Annotated in this window: 13 protein-coding genes; 4 read left to right on the forward strand and 9 right to left on the reverse strand. The window is 50.5% G+C overall.

The window, feature by feature from the left end; translation table 11 throughout:
- Nucleotides 1-26: 26 nt before the first annotated feature.
- From phoQ to rluE, 7 genes are all read right to left on the reverse strand, one after another.
- Entirely contained in the window at nt 27-1,487 is a 1,461-nt protein-coding gene (phoQ, locus tag ACNY69_RS03450; protein WP_111138680.1) for a two-component system sensor histidine kinase PhoQ, read from the reverse strand.
- A gap of 2 nt (nt 1,488-1,489) precedes the next feature.
- Nucleotides 1,490-2,158 (reverse strand): two-component system response regulator PhoP, encoded by a 669-nt coding sequence (gene phoP, locus ACNY69_RS03455; RefSeq protein WP_111138681.1) that lies wholly within the window; start codon nt 2,156-2,158, stop codon nt 1,490-1,492.
- A gap of 104 nt (nt 2,159-2,262) precedes the next feature.
- Entirely contained in the window at nt 2,263-3,633 is a 1,371-nt protein-coding gene (purB, locus tag ACNY69_RS03460; protein WP_111138682.1) for an adenylosuccinate lyase, read from the reverse strand.
- A gap of 44 nt (nt 3,634-3,677) precedes the next feature.
- Nucleotides 3,678-4,319, reverse strand: a complete 642-nt coding sequence (hflD, locus tag ACNY69_RS03465; RefSeq protein WP_111138683.1) for a high frequency lysogenization protein HflD — start codon at nt 4,317-4,319, stop codon at nt 3,678-3,680.
- A gap of 42 nt (nt 4,320-4,361) precedes the next feature.
- A complete protein-coding gene (gene mnmA, locus ACNY69_RS03470; RefSeq protein WP_293769551.1) occupies nt 4,362-5,474 on the reverse strand; it encodes a tRNA 2-thiouridine(34) synthase MnmA in 1,113 nt (370 codons plus the stop codon).
- A 42-nt stretch (nt 5,475-5,516) separates the two neighbouring features.
- The gene (locus ACNY69_RS03475; RefSeq protein ID WP_418797312.1) at nt 5,517-5,990 is read right to left on the reverse strand and encodes an NUDIX domain-containing protein; all 474 of its coding nucleotides are present in this window, start codon (nt 5,988-5,990) and stop codon (nt 5,517-5,519) included.
- A gap of 44 nt (nt 5,991-6,034) precedes the next feature.
- On the reverse strand, nt 6,035-6,697 hold the full coding sequence (gene rluE / locus ACNY69_RS03480; protein ID WP_111138686.1) for a 23S rRNA pseudouridine(2457) synthase RluE: 663 nt from the start codon (nt 6,695-6,697) through the stop codon (nt 6,035-6,037).
- A gap of 104 nt (nt 6,698-6,801) precedes the next feature.
- Between rluE and icd the strand changes: the two genes are divergently transcribed.
- The 3 genes from icd (at nt 6,802) to ACNY69_RS03495 (ending at nt 11,678) form a co-directional block, all read left to right on the forward strand.
- Entirely contained in the window at nt 6,802-8,052 is a 1,251-nt protein-coding gene (gene icd, locus ACNY69_RS03485) for an NADP-dependent isocitrate dehydrogenase (RefSeq protein WP_111138687.1), read from the forward strand.
- Nucleotides 8,053-9,890: 1,838 nt separating this feature from the next.
- Nucleotides 9,891-10,586: a TetR/AcrR family transcriptional regulator gene (locus tag ACNY69_RS03490; protein ID WP_418797313.1), complete on the forward strand. Its 696-nt coding sequence runs from the start codon at nt 9,891-9,893 to the stop codon at nt 10,584-10,586.
- A gap of 39 nt (nt 10,587-10,625) precedes the next feature.
- The gene (locus ACNY69_RS03495) at nt 10,626-11,678 is read left to right on the forward strand and encodes a substrate-binding domain-containing protein (RefSeq protein ID WP_418797315.1); all 1,053 of its coding nucleotides are present in this window, start codon (nt 10,626-10,628) and stop codon (nt 11,676-11,678) included.
- Here the strand turns inward: ACNY69_RS03495 and ACNY69_RS03500 are convergent.
- Both ACNY69_RS03500 and ACNY69_RS03505 read right to left on the reverse strand, forming a co-directional pair.
- Nucleotides 11,668-12,012 (reverse strand): helix-turn-helix domain-containing protein, encoded by a 345-nt coding sequence (locus ACNY69_RS03500; RefSeq protein WP_111138690.1) that lies wholly within the window; start codon nt 12,010-12,012, stop codon nt 11,668-11,670. The two genes, ACNY69_RS03495 and ACNY69_RS03500, sit on opposite strands and share 11 nt — an antisense overlap.
- A gap of 205 nt (nt 12,013-12,217) precedes the next feature.
- A complete protein-coding gene (locus ACNY69_RS03505) occupies nt 12,218-12,814 on the reverse strand; it encodes a hypothetical protein (protein ID WP_293769560.1) in 597 nt (198 codons plus the stop codon).
- 1,284 nt (nt 12,815-14,098) lie between these two features.
- On the opposite strand from ACNY69_RS03505, the gene ACNY69_RS03510 reads away from it, so the two are divergent.
- On the forward strand, nt 14,099-14,296 hold the full coding sequence (locus ACNY69_RS03510; protein WP_418797316.1) for a hypothetical protein: 198 nt from the start codon (nt 14,099-14,101) through the stop codon (nt 14,294-14,296).
- Nucleotides 14,297-14,537: the final 241 nt, after the last annotated feature.

A 14,537-nucleotide genomic window follows, 5' to 3' on the forward strand; every position in this document is an offset into this window, starting at 1 on the left:
GCAAGTATAACAGCCCCGGACGGTTTCTACTCGCGGCGATGTTCGACTTCCTGGCGCTTAAAGATCACTTCCATCCGCGCGCCACCCAGCGCGCTGCTGGAGGCGATGACGTTACCCTCATACTGTTCGAGAATATCGCGCACCACCGCCAGGCCTAATCCCTGGCCGGGTCGCAGGGTGTCCACCCGCTGGCCACGGACAAACACCAGATCGCGCTTGCTTTCAGGGATGCCGGGGCCATCATCGTCGATGTAGAGATGCAGCACGTTTTCACTCTGGAACGCGCTGACCTCGATAAACTCCAGGCAATATTTGCAGGCGTTGTCGAGCACGTTGCCCAGCACTTCCATAAAGTCGTTCTGATCGCCCACGAAGGTCAGTTCCGGGGAGATATCGAGCGTAATCGCCACGCCTTTGCGCTGATAGACTTTGTTCAGGGCGGAACAGAGGCTGTCGAGCAGGCCGGAAACGGAGTGCAGGTCGCGCTGCAGCGGGTTGTGATCGGCCTGCATACTGGCGCGATGCAGATAGTAACCAACCTGCTGCGAGATGCGGCTGATCTGCTCCAGCATCACCGGCTCTGCCTGTTCCACCGTCAGCTCTTTCCCGTTGCGCAGCGACCGCAGGGTACTCTGCAACACGGCCAGCGGCGTTTTCAGGCTGTGGGTCAGGTCAGACAGGGTAGTGCGATAACGGGTGTAGCGCTGCCGCTCATTCGTCAGCAGCAGATTGAGGTTACGCACCAGGCTGCGCAGCTCCTGTGGCGGATTGTCCGCCAGGTTTTCGCGCTGGCTGGTCTCCAGTTCACGCACCTGCTGGGTCAGGGTGCCGATAGGCCGCAGGCTCCAGTGCGCCGCCAGCCACAGCAGCGGCACTATCAGGATCAGGTTCGCCGCCAGCACATAGCTGAACCACGACCAGACGACGTCCGAGTGCTGGAGCTCCTGTGGGATCGAGTCCACCACGACGATGGTGAGCGCAGGCAGATTGGTGGTGGCATCGTAACGGTTCACAGCAACCGAGTGCGTGAAGGTGTCGTTGCTGTCTGTATCCCAGTCATTAAGCCGCTGCTGCGCGTTCAGGTTATTACCCATCGCCATCATACTGGTATGGTTGCTGGTATCAATTTCGTAGAAGTCAGGCTTCAGCAACCACTCCCGGCGGATCTTTTTGCGGATATCCGGCACGTCGCGCTGCTGCCACAGCAGCTTGCCGTGCTCATCGTAGATAAACACCAGTGTCGGGAAGTTAAGCGTCATCCGTTCCGGCTGGGCGATGGTAAGCTTGTTGTCATGCCATTGCGCCAGCGTAAAGAACAGGTTGCTCTCGCCCCGCATCACACGATAGGTATTTTTGTCGAAACTCACCACATAGCCAATGACCGCGACCATGCCATAAGAGAGGGAGAGGAACAGAACGATAGCTGCGGAGGCCAGCAGAAAGCGGGCCCGCAGCGAAATCGGGCGATAGCGATTAAACCAGGACATGGTCAGAGATCAAAGCGGTAACCCTGGCCACGCACGGTGGCGATCACGTCGGTCGGGTGCAGCGCCAGGATCTTTTTGCGCAGACGGCCCATCAGCACGTCGATGGTGTGGCTCTCACGCAGTTCTGCATCCGGATAGAGCTGCAGCATCAGCGAATCTTTGCTGACAACTTTTCCTGCATTACGGATCAGCGTCTCGACAATGGTGTACTCAAAGGCGGTGAGTTTCACCGGCTCCTCATTAACCGTCAGTTCGCGACGGGAGAGATCCACCTGGAAGGGCGGCATATCAATGATCTGCGAGGCGTGCCCGCTGTTGCGGCGCATCAGTGCCTGCAGACGTGCGGCCACTTCTTCAATGTGGAACGGCTTGGTCACATAGTCATCCGCACCGGCTTCCAGCGCCTCGACTTTTGCCTGCCAGCCTTCACGGGCGGTCAGCACCAGGATCGGCTGACGCACGGCATCACTGCGCCAGCGGCGAATCAGCGACATGCCATCTTCATCCGGCAGCCCGAGGTCTACCAGCGCGATATCCGGCAGATGTTCCCGCAGAAAATAGTCGGCTTCTTTGGCGTCTTCGGCGGCATCGACCTGATGGCCCATGTCACGTAACTGGACGGCGAGATGATGGCGCAGCAGGGCATTGTCTTCAACAACCAGAACACGCATAGAAATTCCTTACACTCTGTTTGAGTCAACCTGCAGAAAGTATACGCGAAATGTATTAAACAAGATGTTAACGCAGACCGGAGAGAACCGGTCTGCGGCGGGCATTATTTCAGATCGTCAACCATCCGGATAGCACGGCCAAGATAGTTTGCCGGCGTCATCTGCTTCAGACGCACTTTCTCCTCTTCCGGCAGCGCCAGGCTGTCGATAAAGGCCTGCATACCGGCGGCATCCACGCGCTTGCCGCGCGTCAGCTCTTTCAGCTTTTCATACGGCTTTTCGATGCCGTAACGGCGCATTACGGTCTGGATCGGCTCAGCCAGGACTTCCCAGTTGTGATCCAGCTCGTCCAGCAGACGGTCGCGGTTCACCTCCAGCTTGGAGATGCCCTTCAGCGTGGCCTGATAGGCGATCAGTGCATAACCCACGCCCACGCCGAGGTTACGCAGCACGGTGGAGTCGGTCAGGTCACGCTGCCAGCGGGAAACCGGCAGTTTGCTGGCCAGGTGCTGCAGCACGGCGTTCGCCAGGCCCAGGTTGCCTTCGGAGTTTTCGAAGTCGATCGGGTTGACCTTGTGTGGCATGGTCGAGGAGCCAATCTCACCGGCGATGGTTTTCTGTTTGAAGTGGTTCAGTGCCACGTAGCCCCAGATATCACGATCGAAATCGATCAGGATGGTGTTGAAACGGGCGATGCAGTCAAACAGCTCGGCGATGTAGTCGTGCGGCTCGATCTGGGTGGTGTAGGGGTTCCAGGTCACGCCCAGCGAGGTGACAAATTCTTCGCTCAGCGTGTGCCAGTCCACTTCAGGATAGGCGGCAATGTGGGCGTTGTAGTTGCCGACCGCGCCGTTGATTTTACCCAGCACTTCGACCTGGTTCAGCTGACGCAGCTGACGCTCCATGCGGTAAGCGACGTTCGCCATCTCTTTACCCATGGTGGAAGGGGTCGCGGGCTGGCCGTGGGTACGGGAGAGCAGCGGAATATCGCGGTATTCGCTGGCCAGCCCTTTCACGGCACCAATCAGCTGCTGCCAGTAAGGCAGGATCACGTCACGGCGCGCCGTTTCCAGCATCAGCGCATGCGACAGGTTGTTGATATCTTCGGAGGTGCAGGCAAAGTGGATGAATTCCGAGACGGCGTGCAGGGCAGGGAAATCGGCGACTTTCTCTTTCAGGAAATACTCTACCGCCTTCACATCGTGGTTGGTGGTGCGCTCAATGGTTTTGATACGCGCGGCATCGTCTTCTGAGAAACCGGCGACAATCGCATCAAGGAAAGCGTTTGCGTCAGCGTCAAATGCAGGAACTTCCTTGATCTCTGCGGTCGCGGCCAGTTTTTGTAACCAGCGAACTTCAACCTCAACGCGGAATTTCAGCAAACCAAATTCGCTGAAAATCGCACGCAGCGGGCTGACTTTATCGCCGTAACGACCATCGACAGGTGAGACGGCGGTCAGAGAGGATAATTCCATCAGTGCAACTCCTGAATCATTTAGCAGTGTTTTGCCGCACCGACTTAGTAAGTCAGTGGCAGCCGGGATAAGAGGGTTTTCGCTTCACGCAGCAAACGCTGACGCGAGAACATCAGTTGCAGTCGGCCACCACCGACCTGCTGCCACAGTACCGCAGCACGGATACCGGCTAACAGGGTGGCGCGGACCTTGCTCTGAACCTGGGTATTCTGCAGAACCGCCGGAGAGCCGGTCACCTGGATACGCGGGCCCAGCGGGCTGATCACATCCACGTAGATGGCCGCCATCGCGCTGAGAATGGTATCCGACTCCAGTTCATAGTGGGCAAGCTGACGATCCAGCTGGCTGATACGCTGCGCCAGCGTGTTCATGGCGGACTGGCTGCCGCTGAGCTTGCGCTCCAGTACCATCATGCTCAGTGTGTAACGGGTCAGTTCAGCACCGGCACCCTGGCGACTGGTGCTGTTCAGCATCGCCATCAGGGTTTCGAGTCCGAGGCGCAGGTTAGCTTCACTGTTGCCAAACACCGCCAGCGTGGAGCCAGGATTGAGATCCAGCACGCTGCGCAGCGAGACGGTCAGCGCCTCCGGCTGGCAGTGTCCCTGCTGAGCCAGCTGCTGCACCAGATGCGCGGACTGACAGATCCCCGCCAGCGCCAGCGTGATGTCCCGATAATTTTTCGCCACGGTTACTCCTGTTTACGCGTCATCAATGCGGGCCAGGCCCGCTTACTCTGTCACAAGCGGCAGGCGCTGTTCGATAATACCGCCACCCAGGCAGATGTCGCCAAGATAAAATACTGCAGACTGGCCCGGCGTGACGGCGGCTACCGGCTCGTCGAAACGCACTTCAATCCGATCATCGCCCTGCGGAATAATCTCACAGGGAATGTCGGTCTGACGATAGCGGGTTTTCACGGTGCAGCGAAGCGGGGCGGTGATCGGCATACGATCGACCCAGTGCAGCTGCTGCGCAATCAGACCAACCGACATCAGGCGCGGATGATCGCCACCCTGGGCGACAATCAGGCGGTTTCGCGCTACATCCTTATCGACCACATACCACGGGTCATCTTTGCTCTCTTTCAGGCCGCCAATGCCCAGACCTTTACGCTGCCCCAGCGTATGGTACATCAGCCCCTGATGCTCGCCGACGATCTGGCCGTCGGTCGTTTCGATTTCGCCAGGCTGCGCCGGAAGATAGCGCGCCAGGAAGTCGCGGAACTTGCGCTCGCCGATAAAGCAGATGCCGGTCGAGTCTTTCTTCTTCGCGGTGATCAGATCCAGCTGCTCCGCGATGCGGCGCACTTCCGGTTTTTCCAGCTCACCCACCGGGAACAGGCTCTGGGCGATCTGCTGGTGGCTCAGCGTGTAGAGGAAGTAGCTCTGATCTTTGTTGCCATCCAGCCCGCGTAACAGCTGGCTCTGGCCCGCTACATCCTTGCGACGCACGTAGTGACCGGTCGCGATGAAATCGGCACCGAGATCTTCTGCGGCGAACTCCAGGAACGCTTTGAATTTGATCTCTTTGTTACAGAGAATATCGGGGTTAGGCGTGCGACCCGCCTTATACTCTTCGAGGAAGTGCTCAAAGACGTTATCCCAGTATTCCGCCGCAAAGTTAACCTTGTGCAGCTTAATCCCGAGCTTGTCACAGACCGCTTGCGCATCCGCCAGATCGTCCGCGGCGGTACAATACTCCTCGCCATCGTCCTCCTCCCAGTTCTTCATGAACAGGCCTTCAACCTGATAACCCTGCTGCTGCAGTAACCAGGCGGAAACGGAAGAATCGACGCCGCCGGACATACCGACGATCACTTTTTTCTGGCTGTTGTCAGACATGACACGCTCGCATTACGATAAAAAAACAGGCGGCGCATTCTATCATGCTGAAGTCAGGCGCGCACCCTCATGAAACGGCCACTGGAACGGGCTGACCAGATGTAACGGATAACGGATGCCCTGTTGCCACAGGCGCACGCTCTCCGCCACCAGCGGCGAACGCAGGTTAGAGGCAGTGAGAATCTGCGCTGGCGGCAGCCACCAGCAGCAATCGATGTCACTGTCATGCGGCTGAGCAGGCGCCTTTTCCGCCAGATCGACACCAAACAGAAAACGCACAAAAGGTGTACTGTCCGGGGCGATCCACTGATGGATCCCGATGAAATAGTGCATCTGCGCGGCGATGCCGGTCTCTTCATAGAGTTCGCGCGCGGCGGCCTCCTGCACCGTTTCATCGGCTTCGAGATGCCCGGCAGGCTGGTTCCAGGTGGCGCGACCGTTAATCGTCTCCTCCACCACCAGCAGTTCACCCTCAGCCTGAACCAGGCAGGCGACAGTAACATGAGGTTTAAACATCCTTTCTCCGCGTTTGTTAACCTGAGGTTATAAAAAAAGGGTTTTCAGCGCGGGCTGTCGCTGATGTCACGCCACGCGCCCGGTGCCAGATCGTCGAGCGTATAACTCCCCATGGCATAGCGGATCAACCGTAGCGTGGGAAAGCCAATATGGGCGGTCATCCGGCGAACCTGACGATTCCGGCCCTCATAAAGCGTGACCTTCAGCCACTGGGTCGGGATGCTTTTGCGCTCGCGAATCGGCGGCTGACGCGGCCAGATCCACGCCGGTTCGGCCACTTTTTCGATGCCAGCGGGAAGCGTCGGGCCATCTTTCAGATTAACCCCATCCCGCAGCGGCTGCAGATCCGCCTCATGTGGCTCGCCCTCTACCTGCACATAATAGACCTTACCCGTGCGTTTACCGGGCTGGGTCAGCGCGGCCTGCAGGGCGCCGTCATTGGTCAGGACCATCAATCCTTCGCTGTCGCGGTCGAGGCGACCGGCGGCATAGACCTCTGCGACGCTGACAAAATCCTTCAGCGTGCGGCGGCCCGCTTCATCGGTAAACTGCGGCAGAACGTCGAAGGGTTTGTTAAACAGAATGACACGGCGCGGGGCTGCGGGACGGGCAGGGGCACGCCGCGTATCACGCGTCGGGCGGCTGAATCGTTTATCCTGGTGAATTCGTTGAGAAGTTTTTCGCATGGGCTTTGCAGTCAGAAACATTCGGCGCATTATAACGTGAAATTGCGGTGATTGGCGTGGCGTAAATATTCAAGTAGTATTGACCCGCATCTTACAAATCATTAACAAACGCCCAGGAGAGGTTAATGGAAAGCAAAGTAGTTGTTCCGGCGGAAGGTCAAAAAATCACCCTGAATCAGGGCAAGCTGACAGTGCCACACAATCCGATCATTCCTTACATCGAGGGTGACGGTATCGGTGTTGACGTTTCCCCGGTAATGCTGAAAGTGGTCGACGCGGCGGTGAAGAAAGCCTACAACGGCGAGCGTAAGATCTCCTGGATGGAGATTTACACCGGTGAGAAATCAGTAGAACTCTACGGCCAGGACGTCTGGCTGCCACAGGAAACGCTGGATTTAATCAAAGAATATCGCGTGGCGATCAAAGGCCCACTGACGACCCCGGTCGGCGGCGGTATTCGTTCACTGAACGTGGCCCTGCGTCAGGAGCTTGACCTCTACGTCTGCCTGCGTCCGGTACGTTACTACAAAGGCACGCCAAGCCCGGTAAAACGTCCTGAAGAGACCGACATGGTGATCTTCCGTGAGAACTCCGAAGATATCTATGCGGGTATCGAGTGGAAAGCGGGCTCTGCTGAAGCGGACAAAGTGATCAAGTTCCTGCGCGAAGAGATGGGCGTTAAGAAAATCCGCTTCCCTGAGCAGTGTGGTATCGGCGTTAAGCCCTGCTCAGAAGAGGGCACCAAGCGTCTGGTGCGCGCAGCAGTGGAATACACCATCACCAACGATCGTGATTCACTGACGCTGGTTCATAAAGGCAACATCATGAAGTTCACCGAAGGCTCTTTCAAAGACTGGGGATACCAGTTAGTGAAAGAAGAGTTCGGCGGCGAACTGATCGACGGCGGCCCGTGGATGAAGTTCAAAAACCCGAACACCGGCAAAGAGATCATCGTTAAAGATGTGATCGCGGATGCGTTCCTGCAGCAGATCCTGCTGCGTCCGGCTGAATATGACGTTATCGCCTGTATGAACCTGAACGGTGACTACATCTCTGACGCCCTGGCTGCGCAGGTTGGCGGTATCGGTATCGCACCAGGCGCAAACATCGGTGATGAATGTGCGCTGTTCGAAGCAACCCACGGCACCGCACCGAAGTATGCCGGTCAGGATAAAGTGAACCCAGGTTCCGTGATCCTCTCCGCAGAGATGATGCTGCGTCATCTGGAGTGGTTCGAAGCGGCTGACCTGATTGTTAAAGGTGTTGAAGGCGCTATCGCTAACAAGACTGTGACTTACGATTTCGAACGCCTGATGGATGGCGCTAAACTGCTGAAATGTTCAGAGTTTGGTGACGCGATCATCGAAAATATGTAATAGTGTGTGCTAAGTCCACTCCGATTTGCTTCAAAGGGATCGGAGTGGGCTCCTTTCAGTTAAATCCTTTTGCAAAACTCCCCGAAAAAGAGCGTTTTAACCTGTCACCTGCAATCAACCTTTTTCCCTGTCGTCATTACAGGATTCGCCTGCGTCTGTTTTTTGATGACCTGACAGGTGCTGTGAATCCACGCTTACAGACGCTATAGCCGTCAGACAAAAATCTCTCTTTTCTTAACTGGCGCGACTGCCTGTCCAATAACACGCGCTGTTCTATTAATACGCCAGCCGCAGCGAGCCTGGGCAGGCTGTGACGGATCATGCCATTTTTGCTGTCTCGATCGGGCTGGCAGAGTTGGGACTGGCTCCCTGAATAGGTCGTTGTCTTTTAATTTGCGTATACCCATCGGCAGAGTCTGCAGAACAATCAGTTCACGCCGTAATGCCACTGGACACCATTAAGAACGTTCTGCGACTCATTCATAAGCACCATGAGCAGGAGGCTATCAGGCACTGGGTGATAGAGCAGCATGATGTCCCGCAGAGTGTCTTCAGGAGCTGATTTGTTTCACCAGTACGCGATCAGCCTTGCGCCTTAGCAGGTCATGCACTGCTGAGAAATCAATCACGCTGGCAGCCGACTATCTCTGACACTGCTGAGGAGAACGCACTTACACAAACAGGTAGGGACAATATCGTTGACCAGCTCTTATCGTAATCTTAAAAAGAAAAAATCGTATAAAAGCATCCCAATCCATTTTGATGTTTGGTGAAGCATTATGGATGCAATGCCGGAAGGGCCTGAAAATCCATCTCAGACTGTCTCATCCTGTGAATCAGGTAAATTCACCGTCACTCCCTTAATCAGAATCAGGTCTGGTTATCTAAAGTAACCGTTAACCCAGAGCCTGGCTGGATGAAGTGTATAAGCCACATGTCTTGTGATTTTTAGCATCAAAGATCAGAAATATTGCGGGTGTGGTCAGTTTAGGTCCTCAATGAGTAAAACACATCGCAAAAAAAAAGCCCCCGGATAAGGGGCCACCTTTAGTGACAAAGGAAAAGAAATGCCAGGATCAAGGATCGACAGTGATTATGTTCAAGGGTTTTATAATTTCAACCCATTCAACGGAATTAAAAAAAGTACGTAAAATGCGAAAAGCGGGCAGGTGAGAAAAAGTCTCTATTAATCAAAGCTTTTAAAGTTGTATTAAAAATGCTTTATTTATTTAAGTTTTAGTGCAATCGCACTATAAGCAAAAAACATCAGAGACTGCTATTTCCTTTTGTGTTAAATATTTTGTGATAAAGAAATTTTACATAGCGGAGCTTTCCATTTTATATGATTGGCTACAGGTGAAGGCAGACTCTCGCCATCGTTTCCAGAGGTCGCTTGCAGACTAAACGGGTATGGTTACTGTGAGAAGGCACGCTATATATCTGGTCTTTATCAGATGCACGCTGACATTTAAAGCATGTATCCTTTAACTCTTTGATATCGATGCAATAGAGTGGAGTAGTAACCTTGGGTGCGTCTGTTCTTCGGCATAAATCATCTGCGCCATCAGCACGGATTACACTCACAACTGGTGTGGAATAGGAAGCGTAAGCGCTGTTTATACTTACAAAGAATAATGCAGGCAGCATTAAATCTGATTTTTTAAATCGAAAAAAAATCGACATCTGTTATGCCCCCTTTATGCATGAGCGGTGGAATTTTTGAAAAAAGCGGCGATTTAAATCTGCACTGGCAGTCACTTGATATAATTTATATCAAGTGATAGAATTTTCAAATAACGTTCTTTTACGAACATAAGTCAATGATAATAAGGGATTTTATGGCAAGCGAGGAAGGTGGGGTTGTCAGGTATCGTCCCGAAAGGTCATATGCCGGAAGCAAGAAAACCCGAAAAGAGATTCTTAACGCTGCGACCGATGTATTTGGCGAGATGGGATTTGATGGTGCTACAACACGCATCATAGCGTCAAGAGCAGGTGTTACGACGCCCGTTCTTCAATATTATTTCGGCAGCAAGGAGGGAATATTCAATGAATGCACACAGGAGATAGTCGATTTTTGTCTGAACCGATACGATCCTATCATTGCCGACATTGAGCAGGCTGTTCTGGTGAATGATAAAGAGTCTGCTCATGATTCAGTTTGTGCACTGATGGAAAAAATTGTTGAAACTATTTTTTCTGAAATCAGTAGTCCTGGGACTGCTAATTTAATAACGAAGATCCAAACTACAAACACTCCGGACAGATCTCGTAAAATATTTTCTGTGCTGGAAAGTAAACTCCATAGCGCCGTGTTTCTGACAATAAGGTTACTTTCAGATCCTTCTGTAACCTATGAAGAAATAGCCTTGAGGACACACTATACATTGGGGCTTGCATTGCCATTCCAGTTCATGAGAAACGCTTTTCTGCCATTTGGGCAATACTATACGGCTGATGATGAAAAGCTAATAGTGTTAAAGGTTTCTGTTAGAACACATTGCAGTACTCTTTTAAATAGCTATAAATCTTAACTGCTTTCAATATAAATAAAATACCTCATAGGATATCTGATGGCTAGTGTCAGGATCATCGCTCAGGCTGCAGGTGTTTCTCCTGCTACGGTATCTAACTTTATTAATAATCGACCAGAAAAAATGCGAACAGAAACCTGGGTCAGAATAAAATCTGTAATCGAGGAAATGGGTTGCTCTCATCTTATTCCTCAGCAAAAATTTAAACAGAGTAAAAATATCATTGCGCTACTGCTGCCGTCAGCTGCCAGTGAAAGATATACGTTAATAATAAAAAGCTTAGAACAGGCCGCAGCTAAATTTGATTGCAGCGTCATATCAGGGAGTGGCTATGAGGAGTCAGTTCGAGAAACATTATTCATTGATGATATGCTTAAAATTGGCGTAACAATGCTCGTTGTGGTTAAAAGCAATGTTTTCAAAACACACTTTATAAAGGCTTCAGAGCGCGGTATGAAAGTGATTAGTTACGACAGCTATAATCCTAATCGCCTGTTAAGCGAGAATAAGTTTTTTGACCGCTTTAGCATGGACAATTATGAAGCTGCGAGGCTTGCAACCAAAACCTTAATCGAACGCAATCACAAAGATATCATTATGGTCACCGAAGACTATATCAATGAGGAGCTTAGTCAAAAAATACATGGGTTCTACTCTATGCAGGATGCAAGGGGTTCTAAAAGAAGCGATATAGTGAGATCGATTAAAGGCTCTTTGAACCATATTGAGTTAGATCAGTTTCAGGTTGGCAGGAATCTGGCTAATGTCCTTGTGAGAGAAAACGTTTTTCCGGATGGCATTGTTGCCACAAATGATATCTTAGCGTATGGAATTCTTTACCAGTTATATACTATCGGCTATATATTAAGGAAAAAGCTAGCCGTGATTGCTCTTGACAGTAGCGCTAATAATTATTTTCCTGAGAAGTTCTTGAGCACTGTATCACCACCGATAAAAAAAATAAGCGAGGACATCATTCTGAGATTAATTGGTGTAAACGAGCTGGATGATTTGAAAAAAGACTTTATTTATGCTCCGGTTTGCAACCTGAGCAGATCGCTTGGCATCAAAAAGGGCCAGTTTATTTTTTGAGTTGATGGCTTTTCTTCCACTGAACGGGTGGGATACCAAACTGATTTTTAAAAGAACGAGTAAAGGTTTGTTGACTATCCCACTTGTATAGCAAGGCAATATCCAACGTGCTCATATCAGAATTTCTCAGCTTAATCGCAGCTTCATCAAGCCTTCTTTTACGAATGTAACCTCCCAGAGAGACGCCATAATACTCTGTGAAACTCCGTTGTAAATACCATTTACTGTAACCCGCCTTTCTTGCAATTTCATCAATGCTAATTTTTTTTTCAAGGTTGCCATCGATCCATTCCAGCAAAGCTAAAAAAAAATTCTCATTATGCTTAAGGTACATAGGTTTATCCTGGTGTGAAATGTTATCGGTTGATAGGATTTGTCAGATAAAAGTATAGTAGCGACTGCTTTTTTTCAACTTCAAACGCAGGTGAACGTCTGAAATTTCTGCCTGTGTGATTTCCCGCAAAAAAATAACCTGCTGTTTACTAAACAGCAGGTCATAAGGATTATTTATAATAAGCGGCCTGTATCTGACTGGAGAATCAGGCATTGATTCCCGAAAAAGAGAAATGATGCAGTGTGCTGAAAAATAAAAGATTATATCCAAAAAGGGCGCTCATCTCTGTCATCAGGTTTACAGCATCCTGTTGATGTGCATTGTCGAGAGCGAATTCCCACAACATGGGCAAGCCAGAAAAATTAGAAAAAACAAATATTGTGTATATTCCAGCCAGCATTAATCCCCATGATGAAGTTTTCATATAATTGTGAAGGCTTCGAACAAGGTGCTGTCTGTTTTTTACCAGGAAGGGAACTGTGATGATTATTATTAGCGTGTCCAGCCACACCCAGATGTCGCTATCGCTAATCATTGGGTTTATTCTTTTGACAAAAAGGCAAAGAAATAAAGAAGAAAATAAAAGATATAAGCTCTGCATTTGCGTCTTTTTTCTGGCGTTCAAGCTATAGATGAAAAGTATAACTCCAGTTATGAATGTCTGAAGGAGTTTTGTCAGGCAAAATGAAGATATTACGTCATTCATCCAGAAAACATCAATACAGGTTGCGCCTATTGAGATAAGCGTAAGTTGCAAGAAGATATAGTATAAGGCAGTTCTTCTGATCATGGTCACAACCATTATTAATGCTCTCCATTTTTTTTATAGAGATTAGTTTATGCTGATTTATTTTTTTTGCTATTTATGCCCTTCAGGTTTACCGTGCGGGTTTGCGTCTGTCAGTCACGGCGTTCCTGAACCTGGCGTGCGGAAAGTCTCTTTAGTCTGACTGAGTCTAAAAATGCTTGCGATAAATCATTACTGAAAAATGGGGAGGTTTCTGGAATAACTGCCGACAAAGTTCATTCGAACGATGACTATAAACAGATTTCTGATAGTTAAACTCTGATGATTTGCTTTCATAGATTACCCACTATTGAGTATTGCATATGCAGTTGAAAGATGGCTGGATATGGATGCAAATACTTAATAATTCTTTCTGTTACAGGCTGATTTTTTTCTGCAGATTATTTAGCTGAAATTGCATAGACTCTTTTTGAATTATTGTAATGGAAAGGATTGTGAGCAAATGCAGGCGCTACTGATAGGGTGATTCTGTTGATTAGCCGATTATGAGGCAGGACGTTAAAAGCAGGTTTCCTGGTGTGTAAAGAGAACAAATGCATAATCCCGCTTCGGGTAGCCTGGTGTCATTGGACTCTTTCACCGTAATGCTGGTGATAACCCAATCCAGATTGCCGGGCTCGTTGACTCTCGCCATGATTAAGTAAAGCAGTCAATTAAGAGTCTTTCAGCGTGCTGATAGGCCACAGAAGCTTACCGTCAGCATATACCTTATTCCGAAGTGATCGCGGTAAGCGTGACAGCATCACTGGATGTGTCAGGCTCTCATCCGGATTAATAGCGTGTGTGACAGACCGCTGACAGAATAAGGAGAGCAGCCAGCCTGCCAGAATTCCACAGCTATCTGTCAGAGCACTTCTGCTGGCTTTCATAATTGAAGTGAAAGAGCGTCTGCTGTTGCAGTGACTGCAGCTGCGTCGGCAGTTACCTTCATTAAACGCTATGCCACGGCTACAGGTTCGCTGCTTCGCTGGCAATCAGCAAACAGTTCTGAGGAGAGAAGTCAGAGCTTTGAAGCTGTTCAGAGGTCAAAGTGATGAGCACTCCTTTGGTCGATATGGCCTGCCACCTTTCAGGCTGGCTCAATGACAGGTCATCGACGGCGATCCAAAATCTTCTTATGTCCGTTCCTCAGCCATGCTCATGTAATCGTTATTGCGGGTTGACCAAACACACTGGCATCTTTCGTCAAGGCTTTCAGCTGTTGCTGGCAGGCGCTGCCGCGCGTCTCTGTCTGCGCCGCTATAGCGTTACTGTAAATGCTCACGCTATGGAGGATGTATGGATACGAAATATACAAAAGACGCGATTCATCTCTGCCGCCTGCTGTTTGGCCAGGCTGTGCTGGAGATCCTGGCCGAGGATAAGCCACTTACGCGCAACGCGATTTCAGAAAACATTGAGAGGATGTTTGACGGCATCCCTTCAGAACCCGTTATGAAGCTGGCTATCAGCCTGCTGACAAAAAGCAGCGACTGACAATCTGCACTCTGCCAGGCACCGGTTGCCGACACCGGTGGCTATGCCGCGCCTGACATCCCTTGCTGGCACTATCACAGCCGGAATCCCATCCTGGCTCTTATCGGAGAGAATCCTTACTGTAAGGTGCCGCGCCGGTACTTAACAAAAAACTAACTATGGAACCAATCTGACACTGCGCTGACTAATTTGCTGACTATTACCGTTACGTTATCGTTTCCAGAGCGTTAACCGGGCGAGT

This window comes from Pantoea graminicola, from assembly GCF_048452665.1.
Classification (GTDB): domain Bacteria; phylum Pseudomonadota; class Gammaproteobacteria; order Enterobacterales; family Enterobacteriaceae; genus Pantoea.

Bases quoted from the DNA above. Each gene is read 5' to 3' on its own strand.
- phoQ (WP_111138680.1), bottom strand. From the start codon at position 1,487: ATGTCCTGGTTTAATCGCTATCGCCCGATTTCGCTGCGGGCCCGCTTT.
- phoP (WP_111138681.1), bottom strand. From the start codon at position 2,158: ATGCGTGTTCTGGTTGTTGAAGACAATGCCCTGCTGCGCCATCATCTC.
- purB (WP_111138682.1), bottom strand. From the start codon at position 3,633: ATGGAATTATCCTCTCTGACCGCCGTCTCACCTGTCGATGGTCGTTAC.
- mnmA (WP_293769551.1), bottom strand. From the start codon at position 5,474: ATGTCTGACAACAGCCAGAAAAAAGTGATCGTCGGTATGTCCGGCGGC.
- ACNY69_RS03475 (WP_418797312.1), bottom strand. From the start codon at position 5,990: ATGTTTAAACCTCATGTTACTGTCGCCTGCCTGGTTCAGGCTGAGGGT.
- rluE (WP_111138686.1), bottom strand. From the start codon at position 6,697: ATGTTTCTGACTGCAAAGCCCATGCGAAAAACTTCTCAACGAATTCAC.
- icd (WP_111138687.1), top strand. From the start codon at position 6,802: ATGGAAAGCAAAGTAGTTGTTCCGGCGGAAGGTCAAAAAATCACCCTG.
- ACNY69_RS03490 (WP_418797313.1), top strand. From the start codon at position 9,891: ATGGCAAGCGAGGAAGGTGGGGTTGTCAGGTATCGTCCCGAAAGGTCA.
- ACNY69_RS03495 (WP_418797315.1), top strand. From the start codon at position 10,626: ATGGCTAGTGTCAGGATCATCGCTCAGGCTGCAGGTGTTTCTCCTGCT.
- ACNY69_RS03500 (WP_111138690.1), bottom strand. From the start codon at position 12,012: ATGTACCTTAAGCATAATGAGAATTTTTTTTTAGCTTTGCTGGAATGG.
- ACNY69_RS03505 (WP_293769560.1), bottom strand. From the start codon at position 12,814: ATGGTTGTGACCATGATCAGAAGAACTGCCTTATACTATATCTTCTTG.
- ACNY69_RS03510 (WP_418797316.1), top strand. From the start codon at position 14,099: ATGGATACGAAATATACAAAAGACGCGATTCATCTCTGCCGCCTGCTG.